Annotated in this window: 21 protein-coding genes and 1 tRNA gene; 8 read left to right on the forward strand and 14 right to left on the reverse strand. The window is 59.1% G+C overall.

Annotated features, from left to right (window positions below; translation table 11 throughout):
* Positions 1-22: 22 nt before the first annotated feature.
* From ACUY3D_RS03535 to ACUY3D_RS03550, 4 genes are all read right to left on the reverse strand, one after another.
* Positions 23-454: a hypothetical protein gene (locus tag ACUY3D_RS03535; protein ID WP_448240350.1), complete on the reverse strand. Its 432-nt coding sequence runs from the start codon at positions 452-454 to the stop codon at positions 23-25.
* 148 nt (positions 455-602) lie between these two features.
* The gene (locus ACUY3D_RS03540; protein ID WP_269948237.1) at positions 603-1,292 is read right to left on the reverse strand and encodes a MerR family transcriptional regulator; all 690 of its coding nucleotides are present in this window, start codon (positions 1,290-1,292) and stop codon (positions 603-605) included.
* A 72-nt stretch (positions 1,293-1,364) separates the two neighbouring features.
* Positions 1,365-2,729, reverse strand: a complete 1,365-nt coding sequence (locus ACUY3D_RS03545; protein WP_269948238.1) for a PFL family protein — start codon at positions 2,727-2,729, stop codon at positions 1,365-1,367.
* A gap of 15 nt (positions 2,730-2,744) precedes the next feature.
* Positions 2,745-3,014: an ACT domain-containing protein gene (locus ACUY3D_RS03550; protein WP_070524521.1), complete on the reverse strand. Its 270-nt coding sequence runs from the start codon at positions 3,012-3,014 to the stop codon at positions 2,745-2,747.
* Between the two features lie 79 nt (positions 3,015-3,093).
* Here ACUY3D_RS03550 and ACUY3D_RS03555 point away from each other — a divergent pair, with 79 nt between their 5' ends.
* Complete coding sequence (locus ACUY3D_RS03555) at positions 3,094-3,783, forward strand: SDR family oxidoreductase (RefSeq protein WP_269948239.1); 690 nt, start codon at positions 3,094-3,096, stop codon at positions 3,781-3,783.
* On the opposite strand, the gene ACUY3D_RS03560 is transcribed toward ACUY3D_RS03555, so the two are convergent.
* The 5 genes from ACUY3D_RS03560 to can form a co-directional block, all read right to left on the reverse strand.
* The gene (locus tag ACUY3D_RS03560) at positions 3,780-4,277 is read right to left on the reverse strand and encodes a hypothetical protein (RefSeq protein WP_232755673.1); all 498 of its coding nucleotides are present in this window, start codon (positions 4,275-4,277) and stop codon (positions 3,780-3,782) included. The two genes, ACUY3D_RS03555 and ACUY3D_RS03560, sit on opposite strands and share 4 nt — an antisense overlap.
* 257 nt (positions 4,278-4,534) lie before the next feature.
* Complete coding sequence (locus ACUY3D_RS03565; RefSeq protein ID WP_269948240.1) at positions 4,535-5,317, reverse strand: hypothetical protein; 783 nt, start codon at positions 5,315-5,317, stop codon at positions 4,535-4,537.
* 103 nt (positions 5,318-5,420) lie between these two features.
* The gene (locus tag ACUY3D_RS03570) at positions 5,421-5,861 is read right to left on the reverse strand and encodes a hypothetical protein (protein ID WP_232755554.1); all 441 of its coding nucleotides are present in this window, start codon (positions 5,859-5,861) and stop codon (positions 5,421-5,423) included.
* 399 nt (positions 5,862-6,260) lie between these two features.
* Positions 6,261-6,833: a TetR/AcrR family transcriptional regulator gene (locus tag ACUY3D_RS03575; RefSeq protein WP_070520589.1), complete on the reverse strand. Its 573-nt coding sequence runs from the start codon at positions 6,831-6,833 to the stop codon at positions 6,261-6,263.
* Positions 6,834-7,003: 170 nt separating this feature from the next.
* Complete coding sequence (gene can / locus ACUY3D_RS03580; RefSeq protein WP_210386600.1) at positions 7,004-9,820, reverse strand: aconitate hydratase; 2,817 nt, start codon at positions 9,818-9,820, stop codon at positions 7,004-7,006.
* A gap of 346 nt (positions 9,821-10,166) precedes the next feature.
* Here can and ACUY3D_RS03585 point away from each other — a divergent pair, with 346 nt between their 5' ends.
* The 3 genes from ACUY3D_RS03585 (at position 10,167) to ACUY3D_RS03595 (ending at position 15,067) form a co-directional block, all read left to right on the forward strand.
* Complete coding sequence (locus ACUY3D_RS03585; protein ID WP_448240351.1) at positions 10,167-10,643, forward strand: Rv1476 family membrane protein; 477 nt, start codon at positions 10,167-10,169, stop codon at positions 10,641-10,643.
* Between the two features lie 1,365 nt (positions 10,644-12,008).
* Complete coding sequence (locus ACUY3D_RS03590) at positions 12,009-13,922, forward strand: DIP1281 family NlpC/P60 protein (protein ID WP_448240352.1); 1,914 nt, start codon at positions 12,009-12,011, stop codon at positions 13,920-13,922.
* Between the two features lie 26 nt (positions 13,923-13,948).
* Positions 13,949-15,067 carry a ferrochelatase gene (locus tag ACUY3D_RS03595; RefSeq protein WP_070532875.1) on the forward strand — a complete coding sequence of 373 codons (1,119 nt, stop codon included), beginning with the start codon at positions 13,949-13,951 and terminating at the stop codon, positions 15,065-15,067.
* Here the strand turns inward: ACUY3D_RS03595 and ACUY3D_RS03600 are convergent.
* On the reverse strand, positions 15,064-15,831 hold the full coding sequence (locus ACUY3D_RS03600) for an Rv1486c family protein (protein WP_193634306.1): 768 nt from the start codon (positions 15,829-15,831) through the stop codon (positions 15,064-15,066). The two genes, ACUY3D_RS03595 and ACUY3D_RS03600, sit on opposite strands and share 4 nt — an antisense overlap.
* A gap of 33 nt (positions 15,832-15,864) precedes the next feature.
* On the opposite strand from ACUY3D_RS03600, the gene ACUY3D_RS03605 reads away from it, so the two are divergent.
* Positions 15,865-16,713, forward strand: coding sequence for a DUF3097 domain-containing protein (locus ACUY3D_RS03605; RefSeq protein WP_448240353.1), 849 nt, complete (start codon positions 15,865-15,867; stop codon positions 16,711-16,713).
* On the opposite strand, the gene ACUY3D_RS03610 is transcribed toward ACUY3D_RS03605, so the two are convergent.
* A complete protein-coding gene (locus ACUY3D_RS03610) occupies positions 16,710-17,282 on the reverse strand; it encodes a MarR family transcriptional regulator (RefSeq protein ID WP_070623435.1) in 573 nt (190 codons plus the stop codon). The two genes, ACUY3D_RS03605 and ACUY3D_RS03610, sit on opposite strands and share 4 nt — an antisense overlap.
* Before the next feature lie 37 nt (positions 17,283-17,319).
* Positions 17,320-18,060: a TVP38/TMEM64 family protein gene (locus ACUY3D_RS03615; RefSeq protein ID WP_070520569.1), complete on the reverse strand. Its 741-nt coding sequence runs from the start codon at positions 18,058-18,060 to the stop codon at positions 17,320-17,322.
* Between the two features lie 345 nt (positions 18,061-18,405).
* On the opposite strand from ACUY3D_RS03615, the gene ACUY3D_RS03620 reads away from it, so the two are divergent.
* Entirely contained in the window at positions 18,406-19,077 is a 672-nt protein-coding gene (locus tag ACUY3D_RS03620; protein WP_180952116.1) for a VTT domain-containing protein, read from the forward strand.
* Between the two features lie 75 nt (positions 19,078-19,152).
* On the opposite strand, the gene ACUY3D_RS03625 is transcribed toward ACUY3D_RS03620, so the two are convergent.
* Positions 19,153-19,238, reverse strand: a tRNA-Leu gene (locus tag ACUY3D_RS03625).
* Positions 19,239-19,448: 210 nt separating this feature from the next.
* On the opposite strand from ACUY3D_RS03625, the gene ACUY3D_RS03630 reads away from it, so the two are divergent.
* Both ACUY3D_RS03630 and ACUY3D_RS03635 read left to right on the forward strand, forming a co-directional pair.
* Positions 19,449-20,012 carry a YbhB/YbcL family Raf kinase inhibitor-like protein gene (locus tag ACUY3D_RS03630; protein WP_448240354.1) on the forward strand — a complete coding sequence of 188 codons (564 nt, stop codon included), beginning with the start codon at positions 19,449-19,451 and terminating at the stop codon, positions 20,010-20,012.
* 23 nt (positions 20,013-20,035) lie between these two features.
* Positions 20,036-20,431 (forward strand): hypothetical protein, encoded by a 396-nt coding sequence (locus tag ACUY3D_RS03635; protein WP_193629896.1) that lies wholly within the window; start codon positions 20,036-20,038, stop codon positions 20,429-20,431.
* Between the two features lie 45 nt (positions 20,432-20,476).
* On the opposite strand, the gene ACUY3D_RS03640 is transcribed toward ACUY3D_RS03635, so the two are convergent.
* A complete protein-coding gene (locus tag ACUY3D_RS03640; RefSeq protein ID WP_070565299.1) occupies positions 20,477-21,589 on the reverse strand; it encodes a quinone-dependent dihydroorotate dehydrogenase in 1,113 nt (370 codons plus the stop codon).
* Positions 21,590-21,596 lie beyond the last annotated feature (7 nt).

A 21,596-nucleotide genomic window follows, 5' to 3' on the forward strand; every position in this document is an offset into this window, starting at 1 on the left:
TTTCCACCAGTGAAAGCGCCATTTAATGTTCGCGCGCAGCACTAAAGAAGCGCACCCTATCAACCTCCATCGGCTGGGGCCGCTGCCAGGGATAGCGATCCGGGGTGGCCATAACAGGCGAGCTCAGCTGCAGGAGGGTGTCCGTGCCTGCGGGGCCGCCTACCGTAAGCTCGCCATCGCGTATTTCAATCGCTGAGGCAAAACTGCGGTCAACGCTCTTGTGCTGCACAACGGCAGTCGGTATCTCAGCGAAGACAGTTCTTCCGCGCCGCAGAACGGTAACATGGTCGCAGATATAACTGGGGCGAATGCGCTCAGCGGCAATCAACCCCCACACGAAGATGATGGCCCACAGTGACAGCAGTAGCGCCACAACCCGCACCACGCCTGCAGGGAGAATCAGGTGGACGACCACCATTTCAACCACCAGCACCGCGGTGACAAAACCAAGCATTTGCAGCCTGCCCGGAGGATGGGGAAGTGCCTGAGCACCGGCAGGCAGCAAAGTCTCGCCGCGTATCCAAAGCCACAAATCGCGGTAGAGGCTAAATTCATACTTTGCCAATCGGAATCCAGGATGTTTTCCCAGGAATCTCCATATCCTATCCATGTGGCGCTCCCGCCAGTGCCGCGAGCGCTCTGCCCTGTGCACCAGTTGTCGATGCATCGGTGGGACTCAGCGGGACCTTACCTGAGCGCAACGTAGGATAGATTCCCCGCATGAGGCCGCGTTCGCCTAATTGCTGCAGCTTGGCGACGATTACCGCGACCTCGCGATCATTCGGGGACAATGCACCCAGTTTTCGCCACAGCGATTCAACCTCGCGGAGAACTCTCAAACATTCGGCGTCTTCAAGGTTCTCGCGCAGTTGTTGCCAGGTTCCTTCCGTCGCGACACCACACAGCGCCATCAGATCCCAAGAATCAAGCTCGAGCTGCAGCATTGCGGGATCATGGATCGCCTCTTTGAGTGATTCGCGGATGTCTCGTGGAGTCCCGTTGGGTGCTTGGGCAAGGGCGCGTAAGCGTTCACGTTGGTTCTTGAGCCGAGCGATGCGATCGTCGAGCACGCCGCATGAACGATCGATAGCATCCGGCAGATTTACGTCGGCGACGGGGACTCCGGCGTCGATAAGCGCACGCGCGCGCAGCACCGAAGCCAAGTCAGAAACAGAATAGTCGCGGTAGTTCCCGCTGGTGCGGGCGGGTTCAGGGACCGCGCCCGTCTCGTGTAAATGTCGTACAGAACGAACTGAGCATCCAGCGACCGCGGCGACGTCCGATATCTTCATAGGACAAAGCTAAACCCTCACACGGTGTGAGGGTCAAGTGCTTGGTGAAAACTGATCCGAGTTGCTGAGGCCTTAGTTTCGGAAACCGTGTACGGGCGCCGGGATGAAGCCACCGCGGTTGATGAAGGTGGAGTTGCCCACCTGGTTGACCGGAATGACCGGAGCGTAGCCCAGCAGGCCGCCGAAGTTGACCTCATCGCCAGCCTTGGTTCCCGGGGCGGGGATAACGCGCACGGCAGTCGTCTTATGATTCATCACGCCAATGGCGGCTTCATCAGCGATCATGCCGGCAATAGTCTCCGCGGAAGTATCGCCCGGAATGGCGATCATGTCCAGGCCCACCGAGCAGATGGAGGTCATGGCCTCCAGCTTGTCGATGGAAATAGCGCCGGTGCGCACAGCATCGATCATGCCCTTGTCTTCCGAAACCGGGATGAAGGAACCCGATAGACCGCCCACGCGTGAGCAGGCCATCATGCCGCCCTTCTTGACGGCGTCGTTAAGCAGTGCGAGGGCTGCCGTCGTTCCGTGCGTGCCCACCTGATCCAGGCCCATGTGTTCCAGGATGTGCGCGACGGAATCTCCCAGCTCCGCTGTGGGGGCCAGCGAAAGGTCGATGATGCCAAAGGGAACACCGAGGCGCTCCGAGGCCATCGAACCAACGAGCTGTCCGGCACGCGTGACCTTGAAGGCAGCCTTCTTGACCTCCTCGGCGACTTCATTAAGGGTGGCGCCCTCCAGGGATCCGAGAGCACGGTCGACAACACCCGGCCCAGACACACCGACGGAGACAACGCAGTCCGGTTCCTCGATACCGTGGAAGGCACCGGCCATGAAGGGGTTATCGCCCACGGAGTTGGAGAAGATCACGAGCTTGGCACAGCCGATGGCGCTGCGGTCCTTGGTGAGTTCGGCAGCTTCCTTGATGATGCGTCCCATCTGCGCTGCGGCGTTCATGTTGATGCCGGCGCGCGAGGATGCGATATTTACTGAGGAACACACCAGGTTGGTCTCAGCCAGCGCTTCCGGGATAGAGCGGATGAGTGTCTTTTCCGCAGTGGTGGCACCCTTTTCAACCAATGCGGAGTAGCCGCCGACGAAGTTAACACCTGTCGTCTCAGCGGCGCGATCCAGTGCACGGGCGACGTCGACGGGGTGTCCTTCTACGCCAGCCACGATAAGTGAGATCGGAGTGACGGAAATACGTTTGTTGACGATCGGGATGCCGAGCTCGGCCTCGATCCCTTCGCAGACTTCCACGAGCTGAGCCGCGCGGGTGGTCACGCGATCATAAACGGCCTCTGCGGTAGCTTCCATGGTGGAGCGCGTGCAGCCGAGCAGCGAGATCCCCATGGTAACGGTGCGGATATCGAGGCGGTATTTCTCGATCATCTCGATGGTGTCGAGAATACTGACGGTGTTGAAGCGATTAAGCATGACTGATTCTCGCTCCTAAATTTCATTCATGGCGGTGAACAGTGCTTCCGACTGCACGCGAATGGATTGTTTGATGGACTCACCGACGGTATTCATCCGCTCCTGAATCTGCTGGATGCTGACCTCATTCTCATCGAATTCGACGCGCAGGATCATCGTGAAGTACCCAGACATGAGGGTCTGAGAGACGTCAACGATGTTGATCTTGAGCTCAGCGAGGGCGGTGGAAACGGCAGAGATAATTCCGGTGTTATCAACACCGGTAACAGTCATGATGGCGATCATAATTTGATTGTAGCCCGTCGGTTTTTCACGCTGCCCTGGGGTCATGCAGGATAGCGAGCCGGCGCGTACGGTGGCGCACATGACTGATACGACAACAACTACGCGCAAGAAGGTTCTGTACATCGGCGGCCACGGCAAGGTTGGGCTCTTGGTGGCGCCCAAGCTTGTCGACGCCAACCTCACCGTCCATTCCCTCATCCGCAACCCGGACCAGGTCTCTGATATTAAGGCCCTCGGTGCCGCCGCAGTGGTTCGCGATCTCACCGAGCTTTCTGTTGAGGACTGGGCAGAGCTTTTGGCTGACTATGACGTCGTCGTGTGGGGCGCCGGAAATGGTGGCCGTGCTGGTGCGGAGGTGACGTGGGCGGTCGACCGTGATGCGGCGCTGGCATCTATTGCGGGTCTGGAAAAGCTTTCTGCCGAGGGCAAGAACACTCCCGCCTACATCATGATTTCCTACATGGGCGCTACGGAGAACACGACTGATCCTGCGGATGAGAAGTGGTACGCCTACGTGGAGTCCAAGAAGGCCGTAGACAATAAGCTCAACTCAACCGACCTCACTTACCTCATCCTTGGCCCGGCGGCCCTGACGGAAGAGCCTTCGCGTGGCATCACCGTGCTAGATAAGGACGCAGAGCGCACCGGTAAGCTGACGACCTCCCGGGAGCTTGTCGCTGAGGTTGTCACCGAGGTCGCTGGCCGCGATAGCTTCCCGGCCTCGCCACTGGAGTTCATCGATGGCGATAGCAGCGTGAAGGATATCTAAAATCGAGCGGACGCCGCCGCGTCAAGCGCGGCGATGACTTGCTCTCTGCTCAGTTGGTGGTGGAGGCTCGCATAACGAAGTGGCTTTGTGGACAGGTGGGCCGCGATATACCACCCTGTGGGGTGCTTGAACGTCGCTTGGCTTTGGAACCGTACCACGGCCACACCCTGCTCCCGGAAGGAGCGGGGAGAAGTGTGGGACTCAAACTCATCGCTGATGATTTCTTGAACTGTGCCATCTGGAAGGAACAGGCGCACCTTCGCCTTGTAGTAGTACTCGGTGGGATCAGCGTGTGGCACGTGTCGACCTGTTTGCCAGATCTCACTGAGCAGCGCGGGATAATACTCGATCCACCCATTCTCCGACGCCGTCCGTAGGCGGCGAGCACCCCACGTAGAGCTCCGAATTGCTCGAATGTTCCGACCGGCCGCCACGATGAGGACAAGGACGAAGACTGAAACGGCCAATCCCTGCCATCCGGAGCTAATAGACATATCTTCGCCGATAAAGGCTGATAGTGCGATAGCTAGGCCCACTACCGCCGTGATGAGGTTGTTCCGTAGGCTTCGCCATTCAGGTGTGGCGCCGCCTGGGAGTGGCCCAGTCGCGGCGATCGCGCGAACAATACTAGATGTGCTTGATCTCAAGTTCGGGGCGGACACAGAACTCCGAGTGCGGGGAATGAGCCTCTCGGAGTAGTGGTGTTCCGGGAAGTCGAATGGTGCTAAAGCGTGGTCAGACATTCTTATCACTAACTTCTTACCCAGTTCCGCTCTGCAAAAGACAGTGCTGCTTCAATGTTCTTTTGGCGCAGACCATTGTGCAGTTCTGGCTGCGGGTTGTCTGCATCTGCCCGATATCCCACCACGCCCCATCCGTTATTGTGGTTGAAGTCCACGGTGGCGACGAGGGGCCCGTCGGCAAGCAGCCGGCCACGCAACTTCAGCCAGTTCGGGTTTGGAGCAATGAATTCCTCGGTCATGCTTTTCGTCAATGATCCGTCTGGCTGCAGGATGAGAACCGGGGCGGTGTAGTAAAAGTCGGTACTGTCGTCGTAATCAACGCGGCGCCTATAGGTCAGCTCGCCGATCAACGCGGGGCGGTACTCAATCCATCCATTCGTCCACGCGGTGCGCAGCCTCGTCGATGCGCCCCAGCGGCCCCGCACAAGCATCACCACGATAAAGATAAAGACCAGCGCGGCAAGCCCGATGACAATGCTGGCTATCGGTATCCCGCCGACGGTTCCCTCTGCGCCTGGGAAGAGGACAAAGAGCAATACTGCATGGGTGATAGTGAAAAACATTGCCATGACACCCATGGAGATGAGGATGAATCCAACGATGATCGTGCCGAGATTCGCTTGGCCGATCGGTCGCCCGACACTATCTATAGCTTCGCGTATACCGCTACGATCCACGTTGGGGTTGGGCTGCTGATCGTGCTCCTTCAATTCTTTAGGCGCGAGGGAGCCGGCGCTGGCTGCATCGAATTTCAGCGGTGACCGGGGAAGTTGGATAGGCGATTGGATCATGGATCACAGTGTAAAGGGGTTAGAGCCGCCTTTCTCGTCGCTTCAACACCCAATGGGGAGTAGGACCCGTGTTGGACGACGGGCCAACTAACCTCGAAGCGGCTTAGCGCACCCAGCGCTGTTCAGCGAAATTCAGAACGGCGTCAACCTGCCGGCCAGTGAGGCCAAGGGAGAGTTCCGCCTCTGAGCTCGTTCCGTCGGTGCGGTAAGCAGCCACAGTCCATCCATTGTTGTTCGCAGTATCCACGGTAGCGATCCGGGAGCCCTCCGCCAGTGCAGCGCCACGTGACCTCAACCAGTTCGGGTTGTTTGCGCGGAACTCTCCGGACATGGCCTTCGCCAGTGTGCCGTCTGGCTGAAGGAGGAGAAGGGGCGCCGAGTAATAGAAATAGGTCCGTTCACGGTCTTCCGGACCTTCGGTTTTGCTGCGAAGGTAAACCAACTCACCAATGAGAGCGGGACGGTATTCCACCCATCCATTGCGCCACGCGGTGCGCAGACGCCGAGCTTGACCGATTGCCTGAAAGATGTGCCACAGGCTCACAGCGACAAAGGTCGCGCTGAGGAAACAAAAAATGATAGGGATTAGCGAAAATATGCCGATGTCAGAGAAGCTGAATCGCGGAGGACCAAAATCACCAGCGAAGAAAGAGATCGACATCTTGCACATAAATAGACCAACTAGACCTATGATGAGCCAGACCGACAGGTCGCTGAGCTTAATGCGCCCTGGCTGAGGCCCTGCCTCCTCGATGACCTCGCGGAGCCCTGAACTATCTATTCTCGGGTTCGGCTGAGCATCGTGGGCGCGCTGTTCTTTCGGAGCAAGCCGGGGTGTGGCGTTCAGACTAATTCCACACTGCGTCCGCGGAAGCTGTAGAGGTGTATGGTCCATGGGCCACAGTGTAGCGCCAATCACACTCAGACTCTGAGTGCTAAACACTTAGTGTTCGGCGCGGGAGCCGCGAATCGATTGCTCGACTAAGGACAACACCTGCTCTAAATTCTTCGTGTCACCGAGTGCTAGGCGGTTGATAAAACCGTCCATGAAGGTCTCCAAGTATGTCACGAGGGTGTCGATGGAGACGTCATCGCGCAGCCGCCCCTTTTCGGCGTTGGACTCCAAGCGGGCGCGGACTGCCTTATCCAGAACCTGCTGTTCTTCGTGCCAGCGCGCGGCGAAAGAGGGATCGGTGCGCAGCATCGAGGTGACGGCAAGGCGCGTGGCCAGCCAGTCATGGCGCTCCGGGTGGCGCAGCATTTCACTCATGACCTCAACCAGACCGTTGTTGGCAACGACCTCAGCTTCGCGGGCGGCGTCTTCGCGTGCCAAGGCAAGGAAGAGGGACTCCTTATCGCCGAAGTGGTGAAAGATTGCGCCCCGCGATTTACCGGTGGCTTCTTCAAGGCGGCGAACTGTAGCCCCGTCATAGCCGTGCTCAGCAAAACACTTTCGAGCACCAACCAAGATGTCATTGCGGCGGCGATGAAGTTCAGAGTCGCTCATAATTGGCATGGCTGGAATCTCGCTCCTTAAAGCACGGCGGTGGATAGACGGGGGATAGAAGTAGTTAATGGTTAGGAAACAGAAAGGCCAGCCAGCACTCCTTGTTGCTAGCTGGCCTCCTGCCTAGCTATGCGGGGGATGCCCATTGTTGGCTACCCCGCATGTCGGACAAGGCTGATTTAGGCCTTGACCATCTGGCGCAGAACGAACTGCAGAATGCCGCCGTGGCGGTAGTAGTCGGCCTCACCAGGTGTGTCGATGCGAACCTTGGCATCGAACTCAACGGTCTCGCCGGACTCCTTGGTGGCGGTCACGTGGACCGTCTTCGGAATGCCGCCCTCGTTGAGGGCTGCGATGCCGTCGATATCGAAGGTCTCGGTGCCATCCAAGCCCAGGGACTCGTGGGACTCGCCCTCCGGGAACTGCAGCGGGATGACGCCCATGCCAATGAGGTTCGAGCGGTGAATACGCTCGAAGGACTCAGTGATGACAGCCTTCACGCCAAGCAGGTTGGTGCCCTTAGCAGCCCAGTCACGGGAGGAACCGGTGCCGTACTCCTTACCAGCAAGGACAACCAGCGGAATGTCGGCTGCCTTGTAGTTCTCGCAGGCATCGAAGATGAAGGCTTGCGGTGCGCCCTCCTGGGTGAAGTCACGGGTGTAGCCACCGGCGACGTCGACCAGCTGGTTCTGGAGGCGGATGTTGGCGAAGGTACCGCGCATCATGACCTCGTGGTTACCGCGACGGGAACCGAGGGAGTTGTAGTCCTGGCGCTCCACACCGTTGGCATCCAGGTACTGAGCGGCCGGGGTACCCGGCTTAATGGAGGAAGCCGGGGAGATGTGGTCGGTGGTCACGGAGTCACCAAGCTTAGCAAGGACGCGAGCGCCCTTGATGTCCTGAACGGGCTCCGGCTCAGTCGGCATGCCGTCGAAGTACGGTGCCTTGCGGATGTAGGTGGAATCCTCGTTCCACTTGAAGGTCTCGCCCTCCGGAACGTCCAGGTTGCGCCATGCGTCGTCACCCTTGAACACGTCGGCGTAGTCAGCCTCGTAGAGCTCGCGGGAGATGGCCTGCTGGATGGTGTCCTCGATCTCCTTCGGGGAAGGCCAGATGTCCTTGAGGAAGACATCGTTGCCGTCCTGATCCTGACCCAGCGCCTGAGTCTCGAAATCGAAGTCCATGGTGCCAGCAATAGCGTATGCAATGACCATGATGGGGGAGGCCAAGTAGTTCATCTTGACGTCCGGGGAAATGCGGCCCTCAAAGTTACGGTTGCCGGACAGCACCGCGGTAGCAGCCAGATCATGCTCGTTGATGGCGTTGGAGATTTCCTCCGGCAGAGGGCCGGAGTTACCGATACAGGTGGTGCAGCCGAAGCCGGAGAGGTAGAAGCCAAGCGCCTCCAGATCCTTCCAGAGGTCTGCGCGCTGGAAGTAGCCGTCAACAACCTGGGAACCCGGGGCACAAATGGTCTTGACCCACGGCTTGGACTTCAGGCCCTTTTCAGCAGCCTTACGTGCGATGAGGCCAGCGCCAACCATGACGGACGGGTTAGAGGTGTTGGTGCAGGAGGTAATGGAAGCGATAGCAACCATGCCGTGGTCCAGGGTGTACTCACCACCGTTCGGGGAGGTGACGGTAACCGGGTTGGACTGGCGGCCGGAGCCGCCCTTGGCTGCGGACTCGCCTTCGCCTGCGCGAGACTTGTTCAGGCCACCGGTAACGTCGACGAGAGCATTCTCGTCGCCACCCTCGGAGGTCATGCGCTTTGCCTCGATGGTGGACTCGTCTGCAACAACCTCGCCGGAAGCGTAGGTCGGCAGATCCTTACGGAACTGCTCCTTTGCCTCGGAGAGGAGAATGCGGTCCTGCGGGCGCTTCGGGCCGGCGATGGACGGCTTAACAGTGGACAGATCCAGCTCGAGGTACTCGGAGTACTGTGCCTCCGGAGCGTCCTGCTCGAGCCACATGCCCTGAGCCTTGGCATAAGCCTCGACGCGATCGATCTGCTCCTGCGGACGGCCGGTGAGCTCGAGGTACTTGATGGTCTCCTCGTCGATCGGGAAGATCGCAGCGGTGGAACCGAACTCGGGGGACATGTTACCGATGGTGGCGCGGTTGGCCAGCGGCACGGACTTGACACCGTTGCCGTAGAACTCAACGAACTTCTGAACCACACCGTGCTGGCGCAGCATCTCGGTGATGGTCAGCACCACGTCGGTAGCGGTCACACCGGTCGGAATCTCGCCGGTGAGCTTGAAGCCCACGACGCGCGGGATCAGCATGGACACCGGCTGGCCCAGCATTGCAGCCTCGGCCTCGATGCCGCCAACGCCCCAGCCCAGGATGCCCAGGCCGTTTTCCATGGTGGTGTGGGAGTCGGTACCAATACAGGTATCCGGGTAGGCAACACCATCGTTGTCGAAGACCACGCGGGAGAGGTACTCAATGTTGACCTGGTGGACAATTCCGGTTCCCGGAGGAACAACGCGGAAGTTGGAGAAGTTCTCGGCACCCCAGCGCAGGAACTGGTAGCGCTCCTGGTTGCGCTCGTACTCGATCTCAACATTCTTCTCCAGGGCCTCGGTGGAGCCGAAAGCCTCGACGATGACGGAGTGGTCAATAACCATCTCGGCCGGGTTGAGCGGGTTCACCTGGTCCGGCTTGCCGCCGAGGGTGGCGATAGCCTCACGCATGGTTGCCAAGTCGACCACGCAGGGGACGCCGGTGAAGTCCTGCATCAGAACGCGGGCCGGGGTGAACTGGATCTCGGTATCCGGCTCAGCGGACGGATCCCAGTTGGCCAAAGCGTTAATGTGATCCTTGGTTACGTTCTTCCCGTCCTCGTAGCGCAGCTGGTTCTCAGCCAGGACCTTGAGGGAGTAAGGAAGCTTCTCCAGGCCCTCGACTGCATTGATGTCAAAGTAGTCATAAGACTTACCGTTGACCTCAAGAGTCTTCTTGGCGCCGAAGGAGTTCAGGCTTTCAGTCATAAGGAGCTCCATTCCTTGCTTTTCGCTTGTGGGTTATCGAACACTGGTCGAAGGTTCATCGAACTTGCCGATATGCCCTAGCGACCAGATGGAGCCAGGTGTATCGGCGGTCTCAGAACGCGAATGTTCCGTATCTATTGTAGATGCAAGAACCCTCGGTCGACACCAGCATAACAGTACGAGCGTTCTGTTTCCTACATTTCGGGGGTAGCGGCGAGTCGCCGGCCTTGCCCACATTCCGAGGTTTAGGCTCGATCCGGAATCCGGGGGATGAACCTCCGAATCGTGTTTGGGCAGAAGACTGTGCCACCAAGCATTAACGGCCATAGAGATTAAGGAGTGGCAGATGATCCCGGCGGGCGTAGATGTAGACGACATTGCAGATCAGCTCTCGGCCGACGGTGTAGCGTTCTCCAACCCAGAGCTGGCGCTAGACGACGACCTCCAGGTCCACATCGCAGACTCCCTCCAGCCCAACCATGGCATCGCAGTGGTAGATGTCTTCCCCGACAAGATTCCAGATCTGCGCGACCTGGCGACAACCCTTCAAGAACAAACGGGACTCGATACCGTGATTCTCCAGGCGCCAATGCGAGTGTCCGCAGTCAGTAATTCTTATGATCGGGCATCCATTGAGGCAGCCGAGGATTCGCTGCCAACTGGACTCGATCAGGTAACTTTGCTGAATGATTTCTATGCAACTGCAGATCATTTTTCAGCGCCATGGCTGACAATCTTGACGCTGTTTTTCTGCGTAGCGGCAGTTGCGGGCTGGGCGGGATTTCGAGCCGCCACACGGAAGGCTGACACGGTCAGAAACTAAGCAATCGAGGCCGCCGCGAGCATTCCACTAAACATGCGCCGTACCTACCGCAGGGGTAGGGAAGTGGCTAGTATCAACCACTAAGCCTTGACTTTTGCAACGGGGGAGTGGTTGAGAGGTACGCAAGGGGCCTAGGGATACGGCTCGCACAGCGACCACATCGGATGCCGCACAGGCACCTTAAGTCGACGAATACTTCGGTTCTCTCCAGTCCCGAAATGGAGCGTTTCCTGCACCCCAGAAGACAGGTTCCGCTGGGAGCAATCGGAGCTTCTGCGGCAGCCCCAGGGCCGCAATCCACAGCGATAGTCAAGGGGAAGAGGTTTGCACTCCGGGGGAGAGTGAGCAACGTCACAGTCACGCATTGATAACAAAGTCATTGCAGGTTAGGTGCGCCTGTAACGCCTTGTGGTTTTCCGTGGCTGATGTGAAAGATGGGAAAAGTGTGCGAGATGGCGTGTCGGTGACGTATGGTTCACGTATCGACTCACGGGTTGACTATTGCTCCATACGTTCATGGACCAAGCCTTGACTCTCAACTGATTTGTCGCACGGGTATGTGGGGAAGCACGCCGCGAGCGAAGAGGACCGTTGGGGTTCACCGCCTGGTGGATGACCGTCGCACCGCGCTAGCGATGCGCGTAGCAATGCAGTTTTCTCGACGCAGTCGGTACCAGTGTTCAACCTTTTAGATATCGAAACACCTACCTCCCGAGTGGAAGAGGCTTCATACACTTCATTCGCACGCCCTCATCGAGGGCTGTGATGGCCATGAGTTCCATCGGTTTCCGGTTGGGTGCCAGCTGTGAGTGCTTACGCGTGCGCCACTAAGGACCGCGGAAGTGCCCTCCACGAGCGCGGCGCCGAGCGAGGAGGAACCGACGCAGGACCTCGAGCCTGAATATGGGTGTGTGTCCCTTCGTCGTCGGATCGTGCAGCCACACTCGGCTCCGCTCACCGTGAGCCCAGCGAGCACCATGAGAGTGCAGTGTGGATAGCTATGACGCACGGTTCGACGTGATGTTGGTGCACACGCCAGACGCCCCGCAGGTTTCCCTGCCGCCTCCATGAGAGAAAATGCCGCCCCGTCAATTCGGCATTTAGTGGCGTAGAGAGCAAAAAGCTCTTCAGGGGCAAGCCGCGTTCGCGTATCCCGGTTAATTCCGGGTGCAAGCCTTATTAAGCCCACTATTCCCATTGGGAAATCGATTGCCGCCTCATCCTGCTTGAAGGCGAGACTAGCTACGTACACACCGCTGTTTCTTTTGCTAGTCCAACTCGTCACCTCCAGGTCTCAATGTCCGGCAAGCTCGTCTACGCAACATGCGTGACATCTCCGGGGTAGGTGTCTAGGAGATAACCCTCGTGGCCACCACATCATCTTTCGGTTTTCGGCGCTTTAAGGCAGCGTGCGCTGCCATAGCGACCACCGCCGCCTTGTCTACTGTCTCCGCGCTCACTCCTGCAGTGGCTGCGGAACCTGAGCAGATCAACATCAAATCCCTGCTATCCTCCGACAACCCATCCATCGCAGACCTCGCGGGCGCAATCGCCCAGATTGAGGAGCGCATCGCACAAGCGGAAGCCTCCATAGGTGCGCAGCGCGAAACCGTCAACCGTGCGCTGGTCGATCTCAACGACGCCCGCACTAAGGCAAACCAAGCGCGCCAAGGAACAACGACGGCGCGCGAGCAGCTTGACGCCGCACAAGCGGATGTCGCCGATGCCCAGGCCAAGCTGGATGAGGTCTCCCGTTCCGCCTACCGCCGAGCCAATACTTCCGATGCCGTCTCCCATGCGGCAGGAAAAGACGCGCGTTCGGACATGCTGGAGCGCCAGTCCTACCTTCGCTCGCAGTCTGAGAAGCAGCAGGCCGTCGTTAGCGACTTGGAGAAGCAGCGCACGGAAAAGGCGAACAAGGAATCCCAGCTGCGGAAGACCCAACAACTGGCCGAGGAACGTGCGGACCGGGCGGCCGATGTCGAGGCTGCCGCGCGCGAGCAACTCTCCGCGTCCGAGGCTTCTATTGAGGAATCTACGTCCGAACGCGAGGATCTGCTTTCCCAACTCTCATCTCTTCACAAGGCGCTAAATCAAGCCAAGGGTCTGGACGGAGAAGGTGTGTCAAGCCCAACAGCTGGATCTAAGGTCAAGGAGCGGGCCGGGACTAATTCTGCACAGGGTCGTTCTGAGTCTAGTGCCGCAACTCCTGCCGACGGCCCATCGACGGTATCCTCACCGCCCGCTGCGGGGCACTCGACACCAGCCAGCACGGAGCCGACCGCCGAGTCCACAGCGTCCACCGTGGCCGGCCCCTCCGGCTCTGAGGCACAGAACCCCACGCTTCAATCGCAGCCGTCGACGGCTTCTGCCTCTGCAGACGAATTGGAAGAGCTCTCTAGCGCCGCAAGCACTGTGGCTTCCGATCCGAACGTGCAAGAGTTGTCGTCGACAAGCACGGCCAACTCCTCTGAAGGCCACGCCGAGAACTCCCAGGGCGGTAGCTCCAGCTCGTTCGATCCGAACGGAATCGATGCGGAAACCGTAGCGCTTGGCATTGAAGCGGTGGGAACAGTGGCCTCGATGGTGGCCGCATCTCAGCCGGACCACAATAACAGCTTGAGCCAAGAGGAAATCGATGCTCTGGCGGAAGGCTCTTCCAAGCTCTTTGCCCTCCAGGGTGGGCAAGACAGCGCTGGGGAAGCGACGGATTCCACGGAGACGTCCGATAGCGATGCAGCGAACGCAACTGATGACGAGGATTCCCTTGAGTCCGATGTTTCCGGTGTCCTGGAGGAACTTGACACCACCGATAGCGTGACGAAGAAGGCATCCGCTTCACTGGGCGATGCCTCCCGCGAAGCGAAGATCGAGACCGTGATCGAGCGTGCGACGTCTCAAGTAGGAGTTCCTTATGCCTGGGGCGGTGGCGATGCCAACGGTCCTACGCAGGGCATTCGCGACGGCGGCGTCGCTGACTCTTATGGCGACTACAACAAGGTCGGCTTCGACTGTTCTGGGCTGGTGCTCTATGCCTTTGCTGGCGTCGGCATTTCCCTGCCGCATTACACCGGCTACCAGTATCAGAAGGGAACCAAGATTTCCCCGAGCGAGATGCAGCGAGGCGACCTTGTCTTCTACGGCCCGAGCGGAAATCAGCACGTGGCAATCTATCTTGGTGACGGCACCATGGTCGAAGCTCCGCAGTCCGGTCAAAGCGTCAGCATCTCCCCAGTACGTCAAGCCGGCATGGCACCCTATGCCGTGCGACTGATCTAGTTCAGCCCGTTGCTAAACTGGGCTGCATGACTGACACACTGCGTACTGCCCAGGGCAACACCCGCGGCACCGATTCGGTGCCCTCCTCATTTGACGCCCTCCTCGTTCTTTCCTTCGGTGGCCCGGAAGGAAACGAGGAGGTCGTCCCATTTTTGGAGAACGTTACCCGTGGACGAGGCATCCCGCGCGAGCGGCTCGAAGTCGTCGGAGAACACTATTTCCGCCTAGGCGGCATTAGTCCGCTTAATGCGCTAAATCGAGAGATTATTTCTAATGTTTCCGCAGAGCTGAAGGAACGCGGACATAATCTACCGGTTTATTTCGGTAACCGTAACTGGTACCCGTTTGGGACAAAAGCCGTCGAGCAGATGGCCGCCGATGGTGTGCGCAACGTCGCCGTATTCGCTACCTCCGCCTGGGGTGGCTACAGTGCTTGCCGCCAGTACAACGAGGACATCGTTGCATTGCGCAAGCACCTCGAGGACGAGCAACTGCCCGACATGAACTTCACCAAACTGCGCCAATTCTTCGATCACCCCAAGTTCATTGAGGAGATGGCCGCAGCCGTCCGCGAGGCTTATGCGGAGGTGTCGGAAGACAAGATGGCTAGCACCCGCATGCTTTTTACTGCGCATTCAGTGCCATCGGCACACGATGCTGTTGGGGGAGCAGAAGGCGATAAACATATCTATTCCCGCCAGGTAGCGGAGGCTGCACGGCTCGTAGCCAAGGCTGCCGGGGTCCAGAATTATGACCTAGTGTGGCAATCCCGTTCAGGAAACCCAGCCACCCCGTGGTTGGAACCGGACATTGTCGACCACACCACGCGAATCCACGAGGAAGATGGTGTCGATAGCGTTGTCGTGTGCCCAATTGGATTTATCTCCGATCACATGGAGGTCATCTGGGATCTCGATACTGAACTGAAGCAAGCCGCTGAGGAAATGGGCGTCAGCGTCTATCGCACCCGAACCGCCGGCCCATCTGCACGTTTTGCCTCGCTCATCGTGGACCTCATCGAGGAGCTAGAACATGACGCTGAACCTGCTTCACTCGGTGAGGTCACCGTTCAGGGCTGTACGGTCAATGGCGCACCCTGCGCTGAAGGTTGCTGTGACATCTGGTCTCTGCGCAAGCCGCATTAACGCGCGAAATCGGTGAGCGCATAAGCCACGCCGGCCATGCGTGCTTGGCGGATATGGCGCCACAGGCGCAGAAGCTGCGGATCGAGACTGTGATCTTGAATGCGGTCAGTCACCGTCTCGATGATGGCCGCCACGCGGTCGGCGCGGGCGAAGAGCTTCGCTGCTCGCCCCGGCACTGCAGCGGGTAATCCGGGGGTGTCGTAGAAATCGCTTAGTGTGCCTACTGTTAGCCGGGGATTGGGGAGGGCATCGCTGCGATAGCCCAATGCCTCGATGAGGTTTGCTGACTCATTCGTCGCAGTGCTCAAGAGCTCATCGGCCTCGCCCGGGCTAAGCCAAGCGGGCGAGGGTAACGGGGCAGTCTCTTCAATCACCGTCCACCGTGTCGCGCCCACGGCATAGGTGGGCACCAACACCAGGTTTCGATCCCGATTATTGGTACGCACCACGATTGCGCCTGCCGGGTTTTCTGCCGCCGCTCGCGCCGATTCCGTGCCGGCTGGAAGTGCTGGCGCGTCGCCAGGGCCGGAGAGAACTAGCCGAAGCAGCGGTTCGCGCTCTCCACGCTCGATGACGGAGGCCGTTTCACGCCGGAGGAGTGACATAACATCAACAAACGGCTCTCCGTCGACCCCTTGTTGCTCACCACCCAGCTCGCTGAGGGCATCAAGAAAGCCATCGGTGGATTCGTGACCCCATAGCCATGCACCAAGCCAAACAGAAACGTTTTGTACAGGGGACCAGACTTCGGCGCGCATATCCATGGCTGGACAGTGTAGACGATAGGGTAGACCCCTATGAGCTTGAATTCCCGAGATCCCTATGGCGGCGATATTTTTGCAGGACATGCGCGGAACAAGAAGCCGGAGTACCCCGAGGTACCCGCTGAACCAGGCTTGGTCGTCGAGGTTCGAGGTGATGACTTCGTAGGGGCAGTGTTGGGCGTCGACAAAACCGTATGGGGCCCAGTCGTGCGCCTCGAGGACCGACATGGAAATGAGCGAGTATTCAAACTCGTGAAGGGGGGGTTCTTGTTGGAGGGGCAGCCAGTGACGTTAACGCGATACGTCGAAAAGCAGGCGCCGCGAAAGTCAAACTCCGGGTCGCGCCGTGTGGAGAATCTTGAGGCGAAAGTTGCCGCACCTTCGCGCATTTGGGTTGAAGGCATTCACGACGCGGCCATCGTTGAAAAGGTCTGGGGTCACGATTTGCGGGTGGAAGGTGTGGTCGTCGAATACCTCGAAGGACTCGATAACCTTGAGGAACGCCTGGTTGAGTTTCAGCCCGGTCCGGGGCGCCGTGTGGGCGTCCTCGCGGATCACCTAGTCGAAGGATCAAAGGAAACGCGGTTGACGCAAACGGTGGGCGAGCACGTGCTTGTCACCGGTCACCCCTTCATCGATATCTGGGCGGCTGTAAAGCCTGAGCGCCTAGGGCTGCGCGCCTGGCCCGAGGTTCCCTATGGGGAAGACTGGAAGACGGGCATCTGCAAGCGCGCGGGGTGGTCTGATCCAAAGGAAGGGTGGAGCCGCGTGTACAACGCCGTGAATTCTTTCCGGGATCTCGATTCCACGCTCATCGGCGCCGTCGAGCGGCTCGTCGACTTTGTCACAACACCGGAATTGAGCAAAGAAGATTTGCTCTAATTCGAATTCGCTCGGTCAATGAGGTTGATGGCGAGCTGGCAACCGGCCGTCTCTGCCGCCCACCCCGCCGCTTGGAGGCGCTGGGACATCGCTTGTTTGGAAATGCCCAGCTCTTCCGCAGCTTCGTTCTGATTCAACCCGCCGCGCACAAGAGATGTCGCCTCACGGCCTTCCATTGTGCGCTTGTGCAGCACAAAGCCGAGTAGGGCGAATGCCGCTGCAATATCCTGCGCCTCCGCCGCGCGCCCGCGCCGATCAATTTTGGCGTAGACGTGTCCGGCCCGCGCCGAGCCCTTTACCGCGGCGGTTGCCACTGCGCGTGTTTCGGCATCACCGGCACCGTCGCCAGGGATAATTCCAATGCCAATGGCCCAGTCACCATCCGCAAGAAGCGCCATAACGACATCACAGACCGCCGGAGAAGAATAGGCCACAGCGCAAATATCCTCAACACCAAGGACCTCAAACTCGCCGATTCCCTCCAGGGTGGAAAGCGCAGCGGCGGATCGTTGGACCAAATCGGCGCGGCGTACCGAGCGTCCGCGGTAGCGGGCATGGACAGCTAGCACAGTGAGAGACTCCTTCCAGCAAGAAACAACGCTCAGTCTACTCTTTGCGCTTGACTGGACCACGCATTCCTGGCCCGAGCGGCAACCGCGTGTCTAGGATGAGACCAGCGATTCCCACTGCCGCAGCGATAAGGAAGCCGGCGATCGTGTAGGGGCTCATCGCTCCGGTGAGCGCATCCCCAAAGAAGACCCCGATGGCGGTGGTGGGAATCGAACCGATGAGTGTAGCGATGGCGAAGTGAGTCACCGAAATCGGAGTGAGCGCTGCAACATAGTTTAGTAAGGAAAACGGAACTCCGGCGACCATTCTCAATGACGCCACCGCTAGCCAACCCCGGCGCTCAAGCCGGGCATTGATTGCATATACCGCTTTGTGCGTGAGATGCGGGCGAATCCACTCACCAAGTAAGCCGCGGACGATGAGGAGAGAAATGGTGGCGGAGATAGTCAGCGCGACAAGGGAAACAGAAAGCCCAAGCCACGGGCCGAAAAGAAGGCCTGCCGCCAAAGTCCACACGGTCCGGGGAATAGGGAACTGGGTGAAGAAGATGTAGGCGCCCGTAAAAGCAACGACAAACCACGGCCCGAGTTGGTCTGACCACGTGCGGAGGGCGGCGAGTGAGGGGACGTCGACAAGCACGGCGAGTAGCATCAATGCCGCACCGGCAGCGACTACTGCCGTCCAACGTTTCCACGTCCAACGCTTGCAGCTTTGCCACGCAGCGCGGCCCAGAGACGCGAAGAAGTCCCCGACGCTGTGCACCCAACCTGTGTTCATAGAGATAGAAGTCTAGTGCCGAAGACGCCAAACCCCGCATTGAGTCCAAAGCATGGGAGAACGGCTAAAGACGGAGGCAGGAGACGGCTTGGCTGGCTGGGGAGCAGCTGAGAGCTGCACCTCAACTTACTGTTAAGCCGCGATTCGATGCATGAGTATTGCCTTGCACGCGGGATACTGAACAGCACTGCGCATCCGCAAGCATCTCTAGGGCCACTTCTATTGTGACCGTCTTAGCTAGTTTCACCTTTATTGTCTCTACGCCCTAGCTGCGGAGCGAATTCTTGATTCACTACCTACTTTTGGCGCCCGCCCTGGCGCCTGCATTTTTCTTTGGAGAGCATTATGGACTTTATCCACAACCTCACGTCTTATATGGACGCAGCCACCTTGCTCGAAGCCTTTGGGCCCTGGGTCATCGGTGGTATAGCCCTTGTCGTCTTCATCGAGTCCGGTGTGCTCTTCCCATTTCTTCCAGGTGATTCACTACTCGTAACTGCCGCGATTCTGCGCCATGAGCTCCAGGTCTCCCTGTGGGTACTCATTGCTGTAGGCATGATCGCCGCGATAGCTGGTGACCAGGTGGGGTACTGGATTGGGCACCGTTTTGGCCGTGGCCTGTTTAAGAAGGACGCTCGGCTTCTCAAACTGGAGTATCTCAACACCGCCGAGGACTTCTTCCACAAGCACGGCCCGCTTGCACTAGTGCTCGGAAGATTCGTCCCAATCGTGCGCACCTTCATTCCGGTAGCCGCCGGCACGGCGGGAATGCGGTACAAGAAGTTCATTGGATGGAATGTCAGCGGCGCAGTCGCTTGGGTGCTCTCCATGAATCTCGTTGGTGTCTTTCTCGGAAACATTCCGGGTATTGCTGACTCGATTGAGAAGATTATGCTGCTTATCATCGCGTTGTCGGTGGCGCCTATCGTCATCAAGGGCCTGCATAGCTACATCACGTCGAAGAAGAAGGCTACGGTAGTAGAGGAGACGGCACCTACTGCGGAATCGCACGCATAGACCTTCGACGCATGAAGAAGGCCCCGCGCCTCACATCATCATCTCTGACGGTGTGAAGCACGGGGCTTCGGTCTGTGCCCGAGGGGGGACTTGAACCCCCACGTCCGTTAATAGGACACTAGCACCTCAAGCTAGCGCGTCTGCCATTCCGCCACCCGGGCTGGGGTGTTTGTTCAGCCTCTCGGCTGGGCACTCGCATACTGTATCCCGAACCGGCATAACTTCACAAATCGCCACTTCAGAACGGGTTTTCACTGGGTTCTTAAACGAGGAAAACACAACGATGAAAGTTGCGTATCCACTGCCACCTCCTGAGACAGCCGGGTAGTAAGCGACAACGCGGCAGATAGCTTTCCGGTAGAAATGGATTTATGACTAGTAACACTTCACATTCCACTGCGAACTACGCCACCGACTCCCGTTTCCCCGGCCCAGACCCCTATGCACCGTTGGGGGATGTCCCAGCTTTTACCGTGACCTCGTCCGATATCGAGGAGGGAGCAGAGATCGCAGCGCGTTTCCGCGCACCTGAAAATGTCTCGCCCCAGCTGTCCTGGTCGGACGTGCCCGAAGGGACCAAGTCCTTTGCCGTCACGTGCTTTGACCCTGACGCGCCGACGGGGTCCGGCTTCTGGCACTGGGCTGCCTTCAACATCCCGGCCGACGTACGCGAGCTCCCCACAGGTGCAGGGGCCGCTGAGGATCTCGGACTCGAAGGCGTTATCAGCCTGCGGGGTGACTCCGGCCAGCGCGTCTATTATGGCCCCCAGCCGCCTGCAGGTCACGCCCCGCACCGCTACCTCTTCGCCGTACACGCCGTCGACGTCGAACGCCTCGAAATCGACCCGGAGGCAACACCTACGGTCCTCGGCTTCAACCTTTATTTCCACGCCCTCGGGCGCGCGATTACCTGGGGCTGGTACGAGGCCCACTAAGCGGCCCAATTACACTCATCACAATGAGTAAGAACCCGGACATCCCTCCCACATCCGACGGAGTAGAAATCCCCGCCGCCCTGCGAGTGGGCGGCGCTTTCATGTTGTTGGCTGCCGTGTTAGCACTATTCGGGCTCGTGTCCATTTTCACCGACGGATGGGGCGCCACCTTCGAATGGACGTGGCGCCGCCTCGCCATCGTTGGTGCGGCCCTCCTCGTCGGCGCATTCAGTACCCAACGCCGCGATCAGCGTGGTAGCCGCGAACAAATCCTTGCGCTGATTCTCGCGCTAGTGCTTATCATCGCCAGCCGCGCGCTGCCTAGTACGGTCCTCACAACGATGGGCCAGTACGTCGTCTTCCTCTACGCAGTGGCGGCAGGGCTGTGCGCGGTTATCATCCGCCGCACGTTGCGCTAAACGCTGAAGCGCCCCGTGCGGCTGGCCCGAAAGCTCTTCGCCGGGCTAGTCAATCCATTCCAGACCAGAACCAATGGCCTCCGAGATATTGCTGAGGCGGTGAGCGTGGATCTGCTGGGCAATGCCGCGGTGGATGTCACGGATCCAATCCGGGCCGCCGTAAATCAAGCCGGTGTAGCCCTGCAACAGCGAAGCGCCGGCCGTGATGCGCTCCCATGCTTGCTCCGGAGTGGAGATTCCGCCCGCGGAAATGAGCACCAGGTCGTCTCCTACGCGGGCATGGAGGCGCTTGAGAACCTCTAAGGAACGCGCAGCCACTGGGGGACCCGACACGCCGCCTGCGCCCATGGCGGCAACCTCAGCGGAGGGGGTCTTCAAACCCTCGCGAGAAATGGTGGTGTTGGTAGCCACGATTCCCGCCAGCCCCACTTCAACGGCCATATCCGCCACGGCATCAATGTCCTCATCGCTGAGGTCTGGGGCAATCTTGACCAAGACCGGCGAGGACGTCGATTCCACCACGGCCTCCATGATGGGGCGCAGCGATTCCACTGCCTGCAAGTCACGCAGCCCCGGGGTATTAGGGGAGGACACGTTGACCACAACGTAGTCGGCCAAATCCCCGAGAACTGATGCGCACTGACGGTAGTCATCCACCGCGTGCTCAGCCTCGGTGACCTTGTTCTTTCCGATATTGATGCCGATGACATCGTTGTAGCGGCGCTTCCGCAGGTTTCGTGCGGCCGCCAGCGCCCCTTCGTTATTGAAGCCCATGCGGTTGAGGATGGCCTTGTCTGCTTTGAGCCGGAACAACCGGGGAGCCGGGTTTCCCGGCTGCGCCTTCGGGGTGATGGTGCCCAGCTCCGCGTACCCAAAGCCGATGGGGGACCAGACGTCGGCTGCCGCCGCGTTCTTGTCAAAGCCTGCTGCTAAACCCAGCGGGCGCGGAAAGTGCACCCCAAACACGTCTTGTTCAAGGACGGGATCGGTAACCGGCAAAGCTTTGCCCAGAGCTCGGTTGAAGGGGCCGGCCGATTGGAACACAGCCAACCCGCCGTTGATGATCCCGTGAATTCTTTCCGGGCTGAGCTTAAACATCCCCTTCAAGGCGGCCTGGTAAGCCACGTGGCGGGCGCGGTCAAGAGCGGAGTACTGCATGCATTGT

It is taken from the genome of Corynebacterium guaraldiae (genome assembly GCF_053480195.1).